General features: G+C 39.3%; 16 protein-coding genes. 6 read left to right on the plus strand and 10 right to left on the minus strand.

The annotated features are described in order from the left end of the window. Position 1: 1 nt before the first annotated feature. The 6 genes from OGI71_RS02010 to OGI71_RS02035 all read right to left on the minus strand — a co-directional run bounded on the left by OGI71_RS02010 (position 2) and on the right by OGI71_RS02035 (position 5,700). Positions 2-679 (minus strand): M15 family metallopeptidase, encoded by a 678-nt coding sequence (locus OGI71_RS02010; RefSeq protein WP_282253634.1) that lies wholly within the window; start codon positions 677-679, stop codon positions 2-4. 133 nt (positions 680-812) lie between these two features. After that, positions 813-2,882: a polyphosphate kinase 1 gene (gene ppk1 / locus OGI71_RS02015; RefSeq protein ID WP_282253635.1), complete on the minus strand. Its 2,070-nt coding sequence runs from the start codon at positions 2,880-2,882 to the stop codon at positions 813-815. A 166-nt stretch (positions 2,883-3,048) separates the two neighbouring features. Beyond that, complete coding sequence (locus tag OGI71_RS02020; RefSeq protein WP_282253636.1) at positions 3,049-3,426, minus strand: hypothetical protein; 378 nt, start codon at positions 3,424-3,426, stop codon at positions 3,049-3,051. A gap of 10 nt (positions 3,427-3,436) precedes the next feature. Then, positions 3,437-4,015: a DJ-1/PfpI family protein gene (locus OGI71_RS02025; RefSeq protein WP_120260819.1), complete on the minus strand. Its 579-nt coding sequence runs from the start codon at positions 4,013-4,015 to the stop codon at positions 3,437-3,439. Positions 4,016-4,092: 77 nt separating this feature from the next. Then, on the minus strand, positions 4,093-4,656 hold the full coding sequence (locus tag OGI71_RS02030; protein WP_282253637.1) for an NAD(P)H-dependent oxidoreductase: 564 nt from the start codon (positions 4,654-4,656) through the stop codon (positions 4,093-4,095). A gap of 108 nt (positions 4,657-4,764) precedes the next feature. Then, positions 4,765-5,700 (minus strand): pyridoxal-phosphate dependent enzyme, encoded by a 936-nt coding sequence (locus OGI71_RS02035; RefSeq protein ID WP_282253638.1) that lies wholly within the window; start codon positions 5,698-5,700, stop codon positions 4,765-4,767. Between the two features lie 18 nt (positions 5,701-5,718). Between OGI71_RS02035 and OGI71_RS02040 the strand changes: the two genes are divergently transcribed. Both OGI71_RS02040 and OGI71_RS02045 read left to right on the plus strand, forming a co-directional pair. Then, the gene (locus OGI71_RS02040; RefSeq protein WP_282253639.1) at positions 5,719-6,765 is read left to right on the plus strand and encodes an RluA family pseudouridine synthase; all 1,047 of its coding nucleotides are present in this window, start codon (positions 5,719-5,721) and stop codon (positions 6,763-6,765) included. A 20-nt stretch (positions 6,766-6,785) separates the two neighbouring features. After that, the gene (locus OGI71_RS02045; RefSeq protein WP_282253640.1) at positions 6,786-7,652 is read left to right on the plus strand and encodes an aminotransferase class IV; all 867 of its coding nucleotides are present in this window, start codon (positions 6,786-6,788) and stop codon (positions 7,650-7,652) included. 40 nt (positions 7,653-7,692) lie between these two features. Here OGI71_RS02045 and OGI71_RS02050 read toward each other — a convergent pair whose 3' ends face one another. Continuing rightward, positions 7,693-8,268 carry an NAD(P)H-dependent oxidoreductase gene (locus OGI71_RS02050; RefSeq protein ID WP_282253641.1) on the minus strand — a complete coding sequence of 192 codons (576 nt, stop codon included), beginning with the start codon at positions 8,266-8,268 and terminating at the stop codon, positions 7,693-7,695. A gap of 217 nt (positions 8,269-8,485) precedes the next feature. Here OGI71_RS02050 and OGI71_RS02055 point away from each other — a divergent pair, with 217 nt between their 5' ends. After that, the gene (locus OGI71_RS02055) at positions 8,486-9,028 is read left to right on the plus strand and encodes a hypothetical protein (protein WP_223582587.1); all 543 of its coding nucleotides are present in this window, start codon (positions 8,486-8,488) and stop codon (positions 9,026-9,028) included. Positions 9,029-9,337: 309 nt separating this feature from the next. Next, positions 9,338-10,264, plus strand: a complete 927-nt coding sequence (locus OGI71_RS02060; RefSeq protein ID WP_282253642.1) for a polysaccharide deacetylase family protein — start codon at positions 9,338-9,340, stop codon at positions 10,262-10,264. Positions 10,265-10,356: 92 nt separating this feature from the next. Here OGI71_RS02060 and OGI71_RS02065 read toward each other — a convergent pair whose 3' ends face one another. After that, entirely contained in the window at positions 10,357-10,938 is a 582-nt protein-coding gene (locus tag OGI71_RS02065) for an alkylphosphonate utilization protein (RefSeq protein WP_282253643.1), read from the minus strand. Positions 10,939-11,110: 172 nt separating this feature from the next. Between OGI71_RS02065 and OGI71_RS02070 the strand changes: the two genes are divergently transcribed. Then, positions 11,111-11,980: a neutral zinc metallopeptidase gene (locus tag OGI71_RS02070; RefSeq protein ID WP_282253644.1), complete on the plus strand. Its 870-nt coding sequence runs from the start codon at positions 11,111-11,113 to the stop codon at positions 11,978-11,980. A 76-nt stretch (positions 11,981-12,056) separates the two neighbouring features. On the opposite strand, the gene OGI71_RS02075 is transcribed toward OGI71_RS02070, so the two are convergent. Both OGI71_RS02075 and fabG read right to left on the minus strand, forming a co-directional pair. Further along, entirely contained in the window at positions 12,057-13,037 is a 981-nt protein-coding gene (locus OGI71_RS02075) for an acyl transferase (RefSeq protein WP_282253645.1), read from the minus strand. A 171-nt stretch (positions 13,038-13,208) separates the two neighbouring features. Further along, positions 13,209-13,952: a 3-oxoacyl-[acyl-carrier-protein] reductase gene (gene fabG / locus OGI71_RS02080; RefSeq protein WP_120260831.1), complete on the minus strand. Its 744-nt coding sequence runs from the start codon at positions 13,950-13,952 to the stop codon at positions 13,209-13,211. Positions 13,953-14,268: 316 nt separating this feature from the next. On the opposite strand from fabG, the gene OGI71_RS02085 reads away from it, so the two are divergent. Continuing rightward, positions 14,269-15,768, plus strand: coding sequence for a malate:quinone oxidoreductase (locus OGI71_RS02085; protein ID WP_282253646.1), 1,500 nt, complete (start codon positions 14,269-14,271; stop codon positions 15,766-15,768). Positions 15,769-15,774 lie beyond the last annotated feature (6 nt).

A 15,774-nucleotide genomic window follows, 5' to 3' on the forward strand; every position in this document is an offset into this window, starting at 1 on the left:
CTTACTTTACAATAAAATCAAAATACGTTTTGCGATAGGGTTCATCCTTTAAGGTGTAGTGCCACCATTCCTTATCGTAGGCCTTAAACCCAAATTTAGCCATAGCCTCACGTAGTATCCTGCGGTTTTCCTTTTGTTTTGCAGTTAGTTTGGTATAGTTATGATGAGAGACGGCACCAAAGAAATCAAAAGGACCGCCCATATCTATTTCTTTATGATCTTTAAGACTGACCAATGTTAAATCGACGGTACTACCGCGACTATGTCCTGATTTGGTCGCAATGAAACCGAGTTTAAATAAGTTTTTCTTATCTAGCTCTGGATAGAACTCTCGCTTAGCGATTGTATCTTGGGTGGCCAGTGACCAGACTTTAAAATGATCAACAGCGCGTTGCGGACGATAGGCATCAAAAATTTTTAATGCCAAGCCCTGATTGTTTAGATGTTGTTCAACTTGCTGTAAGGCCAATGCGGCACGCTGTGTCAGGATTGCAACAGGTTTTTCGTAGCCAGGGATAGGTTTTCCTGTAAAATTATGGCTTCCAAAATAACGCATTTCGAGGGTAATTGTCGGAATGGATTCTTTTACGTAGACGAAGTTTGCTGGCATCTTTTGTTGAGCTTTCGTTTGGAAGGCAAAAAAAGCAAGACCAATGGATAGACAGAAGTTGAGTTTCATAGGATGAAGATACAACTTTGATGCTCAATTCTAGCATTGTGCCAAGAGCTGAAAGCGTATTGCAAATAATAACAAGAAGATGAATAAGACAAGCCTCAGGGAATGAATACCTGAGGCTTGTTATAAATTATACTTAATGATCTGTTATTTTTCTTTTTAAATAATTGTAGATCTCAATCTGCGAGCGGCAAGGCTCCTTTTTATTTTCGACGTAGTGATTGCTTAGGGAATTGTTGAGAATACGAGCTTTAACATTATCGGTTAGCTGAATGTAAAGCATTTCCTTTAAATCTTCCTTAATTTTTTTACTGGTGATTTTTACAGCAGCTTCAATGCGATGATCTAAATTTCGTGTCATCCAATCCGCCGAGGAAATATACATTAATTCTTTACCGGCGTTGTAGAAATACATGACTCGGGCATGTTCCAGATATTCGTCGACGATTGAAATCGCATTCATCGGGGCTTTAAATGTTTTCTGGTTTGTCGCGCAATAAATCCCACGGATAATAAGGTCTATTTTAACTCCGGCGGTTGCAGCATCATAGAGTTTTTTAATCATATCTTTATCACTCAGCGAGTTTACTTTGACAATGATAGATGCTTTTCGGCCAGCTTTAGCTTCTGCGATTTCCAGATCGATAAAATGTAGCAATTCCCTGCGCATATCAATTGGACAGATCAATAAGCTTTTACAGTTTTTGATCATCTCGGCGGGGTCTGATTTTGGTCTTCTGAGGTAATTGAAGACTTTATTAATATCCGCAATGACATCTCTATTGCTTGTCAACAGGCAGTAATCCCCGTATAATTTGGCCGTTTTTTCATTGATATTACCGGTGCTGACAAAGCCATATTGAATTGTTTTTGCGCCAGTCCGCTTTTTGATGACACATAATTTGGCATGTACCTTTTTATTGGGAATCCCCGTAAGGACTTTGATGCCTTCCAATTCAAGCTTTTCTTTCCAGTCCAGATTGTTCTCCTCATCAAATCGCGCCCGCAGTTCAAGCATGACCGTTACTTCCTTGCCATTTCGGGCAGCATTGATCAATGCATTGGCGACCTTGGAATTCGAAGCCAAACGGTAGGCTGTAATCTGTATCGTTTTTACATCCGGATCCATTGCTGCTTCACGTAGCAGGTCAATGATAGGCCGAAACTCATGATAGGGAAAGGAGAGCAGAACATCTTTCTTCAAAATTGTATCGGTGACCCGTTCATAATTTTGAAGATAGGGATGTGGAAATGAAGTTCTTTCCTGTGGTTGATGATAGGATTTAAACACATTCGGAAAGTCCATAAAATGCTTGAAATTATGGATCTTTTGTCCAGGTATGATACTGTCTTTTTTTGATAGGTTGAGTTTTTTGATCAGAAACTCAACGAGTTTTGGATCCATCTCCTGATCAAAGATAAAACGGGTTGGTTTACCTTTCCGTCTATTTTTGACTCCTTTGCTTATCTTCTCAACCAGCGTTGTATTGATGTCGTTATCGATATCGAATTCTGCATCTTTCGTTACCTTAAACACATGCGCATGGAATACATCGAAACCGAAATATGAAAATATCAAGGGAAGATTGAACTTAATGACATCTTCGAGAAGAATAATATGTTTTTCATCCTTTGGTGCCGGCAATTGGACGAAGCGTCCGTTCTGGCTGGTGGGAATTTCAATTAGGGCAAACTTAGTCTCATATTGCCATTCACTTTTTCCCATGGCGATACCTAAATAAAGACTCTTGTCACGGATATAGGGCATTGGTCGAACATCGTCTAGAATCAACGGAATAACATTCGATTCTACATCATCCTGATAATACTCGCTGACAAACTGCTGTTGCTCGGGACTAAGCTCTTCGCTCGTCTTGATAAAAACGTTTTGCTTGGCCATATCTTTTTGGATCCGGTTCCAGGTGTTATCAAATTTCTTTTGCTGTTTGATTACCCGAATATTGAGTTCTTCTAAAATCAGTTGCGGATCTTCATAAAAAGATTGATTGGCACTTTTGTCCTTGAGGTCGATGGCACGTTTGAGGCCTGCTACACGTACACGAAAAAATTCGTCCAGATTATTGGAAAATATACCTAAAAATTTGATCCTTAAGGGTAAAGGTACAGTCTCATCTGCAGCCTCTTGTAATACTCTACCATTAAAGCTCAACCAGCTAACATCTCTAGGAATAAATTTTTTCGCCATAGCTAAATATACATAAATTTAAGAAGCAAAACTATAGCTCTAGGTGCGATAAACGAACTTTTTCGTGTTAAAGAATTATTAAGTTATTTTTTCTTCATCTACTTCCAAAAAAATACCCCAAAAAGTGCGAGACCTTTTGGGGTAAACAACATCGTTAACTATATTGTTATTTCTTTTTTCCATATTTTTTTGAAATCTGGATCGCTTTATATTTAGTGCTATCAAAATGGGGGGCATCAATTGCTAATGTCGTAGGGTAGGGAGCTGTACGATCGAAAAAATATACAGTGGTTGTACTTCCATAATCGTTGACCGGTAGGAGCTCCAGACAGGCTGTATAATCAGCATTCAATAGGTCACCTACTGTGACGGCATAGATACGGATAATCCCGCCTTTATTCTGCTCATTCCTAACAAAAGCAACTTCCTTAAATCCACCAGGAAGATCTTCGATACTTTTCTGATTGAAAGTATCTTTTAAAATAAAACCCAACAACACTAAAACCGGGATGACCAAAAGCCATACCTTTTTATTCTTCTTCATTAAAATACGCTTAAATAGTAATGTTTATGTCCAATAATTTATAAAATTCTTTTAGGATAGCTTGATGTCCCGGCCAAGCAGGAGATGTAACGAGGTTTCCATCTACAACCGCCTGATCAGCTGGAATATTTTTCCAGATACCGCCTGCCAATTCAATATCCGGCCCTACGGCGACATACGCCGTTAATGTACGCCCAGTCAGAACCTTTGCTGCTGTCAATACTTGAATCCCGTGACATATTGCTGCAACAGGCTTATTCTTTTCAAAGAAATGCCTGGTAATTTCCAATACACGTTGGTTAAGACGGATATATTCCGCCGAACGACCACCTGCAATATAGAGCCCATCATATTCTTCTGGGTTGACCTGATCAAAATCCTTATTGATCGCAAAATTATGTCCCCGTAGTTCCTTATACGTTTGGTCACCTGTAAAATCATGTACCGCGGTAGGCACCACATCGCCCTTTTTTCGGTCAGGGGCAATGGCATCAACTGCTATTCCTATTGATCCCATGGCTTGAAATGGAACCATCGCTTCGTAGTCTTCTACAAAGTCTCCAACAAGTAATAATATTTTTTTTGCCATATCAAAAACCTCTTTTAGTAGGTTCTGAATTTACATATTAAAAGAGGTTTTTACAATGGTTATTTGTTAATCTTTTGTTAACCTTGAACCGTTAACTTTTCAGCAAGAGCACGTTTAGTCTTACGTACTTTAGCTTCAAGCTGGCTTCTCAAAGTAGGATTGGTAATACCTTTTCCTTCCTCAAAATTTTTATGAAATTCAGGTAGGGAGAATGAGTCCAGGATATCAGCACCATCCCAGGTAATTCTATTGACCGCTGCATTTAGTACAGTTGAGCCACCCATTGGACCCGGAGAAGTAGCTAATAAGAAAACAGGCTTCCCATTGAAGGTTTTGCGATTCGGAATCCGTGATACCCAGTCAACAATGTTTTTGTAAGCCGAAGTATAGGAGCCATTATGTTCCGCCAGTGAAATAAGCAAGAAATCCGCGGCATCCATCTTTGCTGCAAAATCATGCGCTAATTGTGGAATGCCTAATTCTACTTCCTTATCATAAGAATAAATAGGCATTTCAAAATGATTCAGGTCAAGAAGCTCTATGCTATCATCGACTTCTTTGTAATATTTAGAAGTACTTGTTACAAAGGTTTTATTGATAGAATTCTTATTACTTGTTCCTGCAAATGCTAATATTTTCATCTGTGTATCAGTTTTAATTTTTAAACTGGTCAAACTTACAACATAATCACAAAAAAAATGTCAGCAAAATGTCTGCTAGGGGCTTAATAGCCGATTTATTGACCTAGATCAATGAAATACGAAGCGTTCGTACATACCGAGTAGTCCGGTGAGGCCACCAGTGTGAACTACCAGTAGCTGATCTGCTGGTGTGAAATAATCTTTTTTAATGAGATCATCTACAGCATAAAGCAATTTTCCGGTATAGGTAGGCTCGATCATAATCCCTGTACTGTTGATAAAATGCTGTGTGAATGCAAGGAGTTCAGGTGTAGTTTTTGCATAGCCCCCGAAATGATAATCGAGATGTAAAATAGGTGCGGCAAGATAGGGGTAGAGTTGAGCGACTTCATCATTGATAAAGCTACCGTTCTTGAGTACGGGCACCCCGTGTATCTGGGTGAAAAGATCTTTTTTGTCAATTGCGCGGGCAATTCCGGCAAGCGTAGTTCCGGTACCACAGGCGGTAAAGATATGTTGGTAGTCCTGTTGGAGCTCATCGACAAGTTCGGCACAGCCTTTGGCTCCCAAGGGGCCATAGCCTCCTTCATGGATATAGAAGGTCGTTGGATCCTGGCCGAAATAGTCGCTATAGAGCTTTTCTTTGTTCCTATAGGAATCCCGGTCCACGTAAATAAGGTGCATCCCGAATAATTGACACATGGTGAGAACGGGATTATTAACCCGTTCATCACCTCTGACAAAAGCTGTTGTTTTGAGCTGGAATGTTGCTCCTGCACAGGCGGTCGCCAGCAAATGATTGCTCCATGCACCGCCAAAAGTAACGATATGATTTTTTTGGAGCTGTAAAGCCTCCTGAAGATTGTACTTTAATTTCCTCCATTTGTTGCCTGAAATAAAGGGATGGATCAGATCGTCTCGCTTCAGTGTCACCTTGATGTGTTTTTTTTCCCATAAAGGTAGCGTGACTTCTGTTTCGGGGCTATGGATTTTGAATGGCAACATAACATTAAATGAAAACAAATTTAACGAAAATTGTTTCATTTGGTTTATTTTTGTAGAATGACAGAACAAATGGGATCGCAAGATCAAGAAGAACAAGAGTTATTTGAACATCTACGCATTGAAGTGGATAAGGGGCAAGCTTTACTCCGTATTGATAAATATCTGATGAATAGGGTGGAAAATGCGACAAGAAGCAAAATTCAGCATGCCATTGAAGCAGGTTCTGTCATGGTTAACGGAAAAGAGATCAAGGCGAGCTATAAAGTCAGACCAAATGATGTCATTACATTGGTATTACCAGATCCACCACGCGATAATGAGGTTTATCCCGAAAATATTCCGTTAGACATAAAATACGAAGATGACGATGTACTTATTGTAAATAAAGAAGCAGGGATGGTAGTCCATCCAGGTTATAATAATTATACGGGTACATTGGTTAACGCATTGACTTATCATATACAACAGCTGCCACAGTTGCCTGGAAATTCAGACCGTCCCGGTCTGGTACACCGAATAGACAAAGATACTTCCGGATTGTTGGTAATCGCTAAGAACGAAAAATCGATGGCATTTTTGGCTAAGCAATTTTTCGATCATAGCATTACCCGTAAATATATTGCCTTGGTATGGGGTGATTTGAAAGAGGATGGAACGATTACAGGTTACATTGGTCGTCATTTGAAAGATAGACGTATTATGGCCATGTACGATAGTGAAGAAAAAGGAAGATGGTCAGTGACGCATTACAAAGTACTTGAACGATTAGGTTATGTGACCTTGATTGAATGCCAGTTGGAGACGGGGCGTACGCATCAAATTCGTACGCACATGCAATCCATTGGTCATCCATTGTTTAATGATGCGATGTACGGCGGGGATAAAATATTAAAAGGAACTGTCTTCTCGAAATATAAGCAATTTGTGGACAATTGCTTTAACCTGCTTCCACGGCAGGCGCTTCATGCACAGGTATTGGGATTTATTCATCCGACTTCAAAAGAAAATATCTATTTTGAGGTACCATATCCTGAAGATTTTCGTTTAGCTTTAGAAAAGTGGCGTGGTTACGCTGCAAATTCCATGGCTGTAGAAAATGATTAAAATTTAGAAAACAAATAAAGATGCCGACAAACTATATCAATTTTAACGGCAATATAGTGCCGGAAGAACAGGAAATATTTAGCGTAGAAAATAGAGGCTTTCGCTATGGTGATGGATTGTTTGAAACCATGTTGTATAAGGATGGTGATATTCGTTTTCTGAATTTTCATGTAGTGCGCTTGCAACAGGGGATGGAATTGATACACCTTGATGATGCGAATCTTTTTGATGAATTTTTTATCCGTTCAAGATCGGAGGAGTTGATTCGCAAAAATAACATGTTAGGACAGCAGGTTCGTATTCGACTGATTGTATTTCGTATGGGGGGTGGACTATATAGTCCAACCACTAATAAACCGGGATTTGTTTTACAGGTACAACGCATAGAACCCAATCTGAGAGATAAGAAAGTCGGTCTGATCGTGGGCTTGTATAATGAGTTCAAAAAGCCTTATAGTGATTTGTCAAAACTAAAATCGCTCAACGCTCAAATTTACGTGTTGGCGGGTATCTATAAGAAAAAAATGGCCTTTGATGATGTATTGATCTTAAATCAGGAAGGCTACCTTTGTGAGTCTTTGACCTCAAATATCTTTGTGTATTACGAAAAAATATTGTATACGCCTGCACTTTCTGAGGGATGTATCGAAGGTGTAATGCGACGGGTAGTGATGGATATGGCTCGGTCTGAAGGGATTGAAGTTGTTGAGGCACAAATTAGCGCTGAAATCATGAAAAGAGCGGATGAAATTTTTTGTACCAATGCAGTACAGGGGGTTCAATGGGTTATGGGCTACAAGCAGAAACGCTATTTCAATAAAATATCACGGATATTGCAAGAAAAGTTGCTGAACTGGAATTATGATTCAAATGAGGAGCAAAGCTAAGTTTGGAAGAAATAATTGATAAACATACAAAAAGCCAAGATTAATCTTGGCTTTTTGTATGTACTATTCTGATAATCCAGTGCTCAAAAGCCTTTTTGAAGTCAAGCAGGAAGTCTTTTGTTTTTTGTAATTCAACTTTTCCGCTCTCGCCGATACAATCTTTTATATTACCAAGATAAGCTTCGGGTTGCTGCATCGGATAAATATTGACAAATACCAACGACTGTCGGATATGATGGTTTGCACCGAAACCACCATAATCTCCTGTTGAAGAGGAGATGATGGCTCCTGGTTTACCATCCCATTTATTCTTCCCGTATGGCCGGGATCCTACATCTATTGCATTTTTTAGTACAGCAGGTACGGAGCGATTATACTCAGGGGTAATGAACAGAATGGCATCCAGTGCTGCGACCTCTTTACGAAACCGGATATAACTCTCGGGCGGATTGCCTTCGTCGTCAAAATCCTGGTTGTATAAGGGGAGATCACCAATTTCAAGAATATGATAGTTAAACTTATTAGGAGTTTGTTCAAGAATGAACTCTGCTATCTTTCTATTATAGGATTGTTTCCTTAAGCTGCCGACGATGATTCCAATGCTGTAAGTATTCATACTGAAGTTCTTTTAAAGTATTAAAAGTATTATTGGTTGAACAATTTGCTCCATAAAAAGTTTCCCTGTTTTTGAATGTAAAAATAAAACTAAGCTGTTCGTGCTGAATAGATTAAGTTGTTGTTAACAAAAATTAACATTTATCATTTAATCTTTTGCATACAGTTTGTTGTCGTATTGTAAAGAATAAATTACAAAACTAAGGGAGGAGCTACTTATGAAAAAAATGTTTTACACGGCTGCCATCGTTGCAGGTCTATTTGTGGCTGGGACGGCTGATGCACAGGTAAGTATCAGCGTAAATATTGGGAGTCAGCCAAGTTGGGGACCGGTGGGTTATGATTACGCCCGTTATTATTACATGCCTGAATACAATATGTATTATGATGTACCTGCGAGATGTTATGTCTACTATGACAATGGAGGTTGGATACGAAGGGCGAGTTTACCACGAAGATATCGGCATTATGATTTTTATAGGGCGCATAAAGTAGTGATCAATGATCGTACGCCTTGGCATCATCATGATCGTTATAGAAGCAGATATGGCCACTCACGAGGTAGACAGGTTTCTATCCGGGATAGTCACCATGGACATAGTGGATATTCCTTTGCAAGTGAGCGCAGTGTAAGACGAGATCATTCCTGGGGTGAGAGCAATAGAAGACATAACGATAGAGGAAGAGGGCGTGGACGCGGATACGGAGATAGAGATAATGACCGACATGAGCATGGACACAGAGGGAGACATAGAGATTAATTGGATGTGTCTAGTTTGAGTATCTTAATCGTTTAATAGGAAAGGGACTTGTCGCAAGACAGGACCCTTTTTTTATAGCATTGATTTTGGTTGAGCTAGTCTTCGATATAGGGTAATCTCTAGATAGATGCTAAAATTTTATAACGATATGTTCAATAAAATAAAGTGTAAGGAATAAATCACAGGATATAAAGCGTTGATTCATGAAAATTATCTTAATTTTGCGACACGAACATATGAAGTGACTTTAGTAAAGTAGGGAATTTTCTGTGCAAAAGATAGCATGTGGCGTGTAAGTTAATTTATGTAATGGGAAAAGTAATTAAATCAAGCTTTGTATTAATGGGCTTGGGAATAGCTAGTTTAGGATTGCAGTCTTGTAATCAAAACAGTGGTAAAAAGGAAGAAAAGGGTGTTACTGTCGATTCTGTACAGCACAAGAAAGATAGTCTAATTGTTGTGCAGGATTCTATTACGAAAGTGGATTCGCTGCGCAAGGATTCCATTACCAAAATGGAAGAGAATGTATCCTATAGTGGTGTTAAAGATACCACAGTTTTATTGACAGACTCTGTTTCGCCACGATATATTTACCTTACTTTTGATGACGGCCCACTTAATGGTAGCCAATATTTGGATTCTATCGCAACGGCGAAAGGAATTAAAATCAATGCATTTTTGATTGGCGAACATGATAAGATGAGCAAAAAATTACACGGCTATACAGAGCGATATAAAAATAATCCGCTGGTCGATTGCTACAATCATAGTTATTGGCATGCGCATAATAAGTATAGTACTTTTTATTCAAATCCACAGACCGCATTTGAAGATTTTGAATTAGCAGAACAATCTCTGGGCTTGCAACATAAAATCGTGAGACTCCCCGGAAGAAATATCTGGTATGTAGGGGATCGTAAAAAAGTTGATCTAAAAAGCGGTGCTTCTACTGCAGAGCTACTGCACCAAAACGGTTATAAAATTATGGGCTGGGACTGCGAATGGAAGATTAATGGTGTGACAGGTAAGCCGGATTTATCGGTTAACCAGTTGTATACACAGATGAAGAACTTACTTCGTAAAGGTACATCCTACACAAAAAATAATGTAGTGCTGCTGACCCATGATAATATGTACCAAACGAAAAAAGGACAGAAATTACTGTCAGATTTAATTGACAGTCTTAAACAACATCCGAACTATCGTTTTGAGTTTATGCGCAATTATCCACAATAGGGAGTTTGCACAATCTATATAATTTAGCCCTAAATCAGTAGTATAAGATTACTGGCTTAGGGCTAGATTTTTATAGCGGAAAAATTCTATCCTTAATTTTGTCTGCGTAGATATTTTGTCAATATGACGATTGTCTGGCCTTCAATTTTTCCTTCGATCTGCTCGATATTATCTGCTACTAATCGGATATTTTTAACAACAGTACCTAAGGTTGCTTTGAGCGAAGAGCCTTTTACATCCAGTGTTTTTGTCAGCACAACAGTATCACCTTCTAATAATCGCTGCCCGATGCTATCTTCATGAAAAGAAACGTAACCGTCGTTTTCATGGTCTCCGGTTTTCTTTGCCTCTGCTAACGTTTCATCATCAAGATAGAGGATATCGAGTGCTTCAGACGCCCAGCCTTCATTTTTCAAACGATTTAACATGCGCCAGCAAACAATCTGAACAGCAGGGATTTCTGACCACATGGCGTTAGGTAGAAATTTCCAGTCTTCAGGGTTTAATTGCTCCGTTTTGTTGAGCTGGTTGGCCAATGTTGCTGAAATCAGTAGGGTGTTATCCAAAGTCGAACTGGTTTCCGGAGGTAATGTATACGTTATTAAATCCGTTGCGATGTCTGACAGCTCACATTTTCCTTCAGCACGCGCTAGTAATTGTTCTTCTAATTTCATATCTGTTTCTATAAAAGCCCAAAAATAAGAATATAAATTGTAGTAAGTTGTCGTTGCTAAAATAAAGCTGGTCTTTCTCTAAAAAAAATAGGATGAGCCGTTATATTGGTACTGAATTTGTACGCTAACGAAGTTGGAAAAGATTATTAACTGAAATAAATATACAAATCATATGAAATGGCAAGGAGGTAAACAAAGTGGCAATTTTGAGGATCGTAGAGGTATGTCTGGTGGAGGAAAGCTAGCATTGGGAGGTATAGGGGGGATCATCGTATTGGTTATTGGTTTTCTGATGGGTGGCGATCCCATGCAGTTGTTGCAACAGGCGCAAAATATGGGTGGGCAAACGGAGCAATCTGGGCAGCCGCGCGAACTGAACCCTGAGGAAAAGAGGTTGACTGAGTTTTCTTTGACTGTACTTCAGAGTACAGAAGATGTCTGGGCTAAGCTATTTAAAGAGCAAATGCAGCAAAATTATACGCCAACCACACTGGTTTTTTATGATGGTGGTACGCAGACAGACGGCTGTGGGATGGGACAGGCTTCTTATGGGCCATTTTATTGCCCTGGAGATCAGAAAATCTATTTGGACCTGACCTTTAACCGCGAACTTTCGGATAAATTTGGTGCCAAGGGTGAATTTGCAATGGCTTATGTTATTGCACATGAGGTAGGGCATCATATTCAGCAATTGGTCGGATTATTACCCAAAACCAACCAAGCCCGTGGGAAACTAAGTGAACGTGAAAACAACAAGATTTCGGTTATGACAGAACTTCAAGCCGATTTCTATGCCGGTGTATGGGCGCATTATCTCAATGAATACACAGATGTAAAAATAGATTATAACGATATCGTGGATGGCATGAAAGCCGCAGAAGCAGTGGGAGATGATAAATTGCAGACGGCTGCGCAGGGCTATGCTGTTCCAGAATCTTTTACACATGGAACCTCAGCGCAACGAATGGCTTGGTTTAAGAAAGGATATGACTCAGGAGACATGCGCGCTGGAAATACGTTTGAAGATCCAAGTCTGAGATAGTAAGAACAGATTCCATAAGCGCTACCAACTGTATTATGGTAGAAAAGATAAGCCCTATAAATTTTTATGGGGCTTTTTATTGAACTAATAAATTACAACCTCGAATATCGCTTTGGTCAAAGCGCCCTAGTATCTCAAATGAACCATCCTGATATACTTTTCCTAGATCCTGTGTTGCTATAAATGAACAAGAGTAGCGGTTGGCCAAGTCGATGACATTAATGCCTCCGGTTCTATCTGGAGAAATTAAACTCAAAGGGTCGTTTGTATCACGAATTAATACTTTCATCCATTTGGGCAAATGGAAAACCCCTTGACCCGAAGAGTACCCCTGTGACAATAATTCAGTCATGCCATATTCAGAGTGGATCCCACTGACCTTAAAAGCATCCTCAAGCAGTTGGTGAATTTCCTGTTTAACCATTTCTTTACGTTTACCTTTCATTCCACCAGTTTCCATGATAATCAGTTCCGGAAATTCAAAAGCATATTGCTCAATGAAATCAAGCAAGGCATAGGTGACACCAAAAAGGATGGTTTTAGTTCCGTTATCTTTTAATTGAACAAGTGTATCGTATAGCTCCTGATGATTGTAGAGGAAATAATTGCTCTCCGCTTGTTTACTCTGTTTCATCAAATCATCGATCATATAGATCAGGGACGAACCACTTCTTTCCAAATAAGATGGGAGAAGGGCCAAAACAGCGATATCTGTAATCGGTCCATAGAAATCTTCGAATATACGTCGAAAAGTTTGCTCATAGATGGATACATCGGCAACAAGATGTTTGGATGTGACCATACCCGTTGTACCTGAGCTTGAAAATACAATTTGGGGATCCATTCCGGCAGTCAGAACTTTTTGTGTTTTGAAAAATTCTATCGGCAGGAAGGGGATCTCGCTATAATGCTTGACTTGATTTTTTTCTTTACCTATCAGTGAAACATAGTCTCGGTAAACTTGACAATGCTGCAGCTGGAAGTGATAAGTTTCTAAACAATGTTGATTAAAGTCCTCTTCTGTTTGAATTGCAAAAAAATCCGTCCAATTCGTCATAGCATTTAAATTTTGATGGACAAAATTAGCTAAAATTTAGAAATATTGGGAAGCAAAGCCAAAGCTGGAGAGTCGGAACAATGTAAAAGCGTCTACGGACGAATTTTGGTATTCGGAATAATTATAGAAAAACACTGGTGTCGACTTTTGGACACCAGTGTTTGATATATTTTACAACATACCACCATCAACAGGAAGAACCTGTCCAGTGACATATGCGGATAAATCAGATGCAAGGTAAAGACAGGCATTGGCCACATCTTCTGGAGAGCCAGCACGTTTCAAAGGAATTCCAGCTTCCCATGTCGCGATCACTTTAGGATCCAATATATCTGTCATTTCTGTACGGATAAATCCAGGAGCGACAACATTTGCACGAATATTACGTGATCCCAATTCTTTAGCAATGGATTTGGTGAATCCTATGATACCAGCTTTGGAAGCGGCATAATTTGATTGACCAGCATTCCCTTGGACGCCAACAACGGATGACATGTTGATGAAAGAACCTTTACGGTTTTTCATCATTATTTTTGAAGCAGCTTTTGTAACATTAAATACGGATTTCAAGTTGACGTTTAAGACGTCATCCCAGTTTTCTTCCGTCATACGCATGAGCAGACCATCTTTTGTGATGCCGGCATTATTGACTACGATATCCAGGCTTCCAAAATCTGCAACGATTGCATTGATTAATTGTTCTGCTTCTTCAAATTTCGAAGCATCAGAACGGTAGCCGATTACTTTTGTTCCGTAGGCTTGAAGCTCTTTTTCTAGCGCTTGTCCCTTTTCTACAGACGAAAGGTAAGTGAAAGCAACATTGGCGCCGTGTTGTGCAAACACTTCCGCAATTTTTCTTCCAATTCCTTTTGATGCTCCAGTTACCAAAGCAATTTTTCCTTCAAGTAGTTTCATATAAGAGTGTAATGTTATTCGTTGATGTTTTTGCAAAAATGTTAAAACTATATTATAACACAAAATCTTTCGATAAATAACGATTCAAAAAGCAATGGGCCTTTGTCTTATTTTGGATTATTTATTCCCGTATCGATGAACAATATCCTATGTATGGCCTTAGAAAACTGGAAAAAGTGGAATTTCGATTATACTTAGGATTATTTTAATAAATCAATGGTATTTTTGAATAAGTGTTTCTAAAAAGTACAGTTTTTTGACAAAAGACTTGGGGGTTTACCAAAAACTATATTAAATTTGCATCAATCACAAAAACATGAGCAAAAAATCAAATAAAGAAGTTGACGTTGTTCTAATCGGCGCCGGGATTATGAGTGCTACTTTGGGTACTCTAATCAATGAATTAAGCCCAGACGTTAATATTGAAATTCTCGAGCGTTTGGATGTTGTGGCGGCTGAGAGTTCTGACGCTTGGAATAATGCTGGTACAGGTCACTCGGCCTTGTGCGAATTGAATTATACACCGGAACAAAAAGATGGTTCGGTAAAAGTTGATAAAGCTGTTAAAATTGCTGAGCAATTTGAAGTTTCTAAGCAGTTTTGGTCGTACTTGGTTGATAAGGGTATTATTGCCCAACCGGAGAACTTTATCCGTAGCATTCCCCATATGAGTGCGGTTTTTGGTGAAAAAGATGTGAAATTCCTGAAAACAAGATGGGAAACAATGAACACCCAAACCTTGTTCAAAGGCATGGAATATACCGAAGATGCAACGCTATTGAAGTCATGGATTCCTTTGATGATGGAAGGGCGGGATGCAAGTGAGAAAATCGCCGCAACCAAAATGGATCTAGGTACCGATGTGAATTTCGGTTCATTGACACGTGATTTGATTAATAACCTAGCAAACAAAGAAAATATTTCAATTTCCTTAAACCACGAAGTTGTTGATATCGATCGTGAAGACGATGGACGTTGGGAAATTGAAGTGAAAGATCTGAAAACAGGGGTGAAGAGAGAGCTAAAAGCGAAGTTTGTTTTTATCGGTGCTGGAGGCCACTCCTTGTTATTGCTGGAGAAATCTGGTATTCCAGAAGCAAAAGGTTACGGTGGATTCCCTGTAGGAGGACAATGGTTGAGATGCGTAAACGAAGAAATTATCAATACGCACCATGCTAAAGTATATGGTAAAGCATCTGTCGGTGCGCCACCAATGTCTGTACCGCACTTAGATACCCGTTATATCGATGGTAAACAAGCCTTACTTTTCGGTCCATACGCTGGTTTCTCGACAAAATTTTTGAAACAAGGTTCTTATTTTGATTTACCTGCATCGATCAAATTATCCAATATCCGTCCGATGTTATCGGCAGGACTTGACAATTTGCCGTTGACCAAGTATTTGATCACGGAAGTCATGAAATCTCCTAAAGATAAATTGGAGTCGTTGAAACAATTTATGCCAACAGCTAAATTGGAAGATTGGGTTATTGAGAAAGCCGGTCAACGTGTTCAGGTGATTAAAAAGGATGAGAAGAAAGGTGGAATTTTAGAGTTTGGTACAGAAGTGGTTTCAAGTGCAGACGGTTCTATCGCTGCGCTATTGGGAGCTTCTCCAGGTGCATCAACTTCGGTGGCGATCATGATCAGCCTATTGAAGAAATGTTTCCCTGAGCGTGCTAAATCTGATGAATACCGCAAGAAATTACGCGAGATGATTCCTTCGCATGGCAAATCGTTAAATGATGATGCTGAGCTTTGTAGAGAGACTCGTATCCGTACGCATAAAGCGTTGAAATTAATTGATATAGATTAATTTCAA

Origin of the sequence: Sphingobacterium sp. ML3W (assembly GCF_029542085.1) — a bacterium.
Taxonomy (GTDB): domain Bacteria; phylum Bacteroidota; class Bacteroidia; order Sphingobacteriales; family Sphingobacteriaceae; genus Sphingobacterium.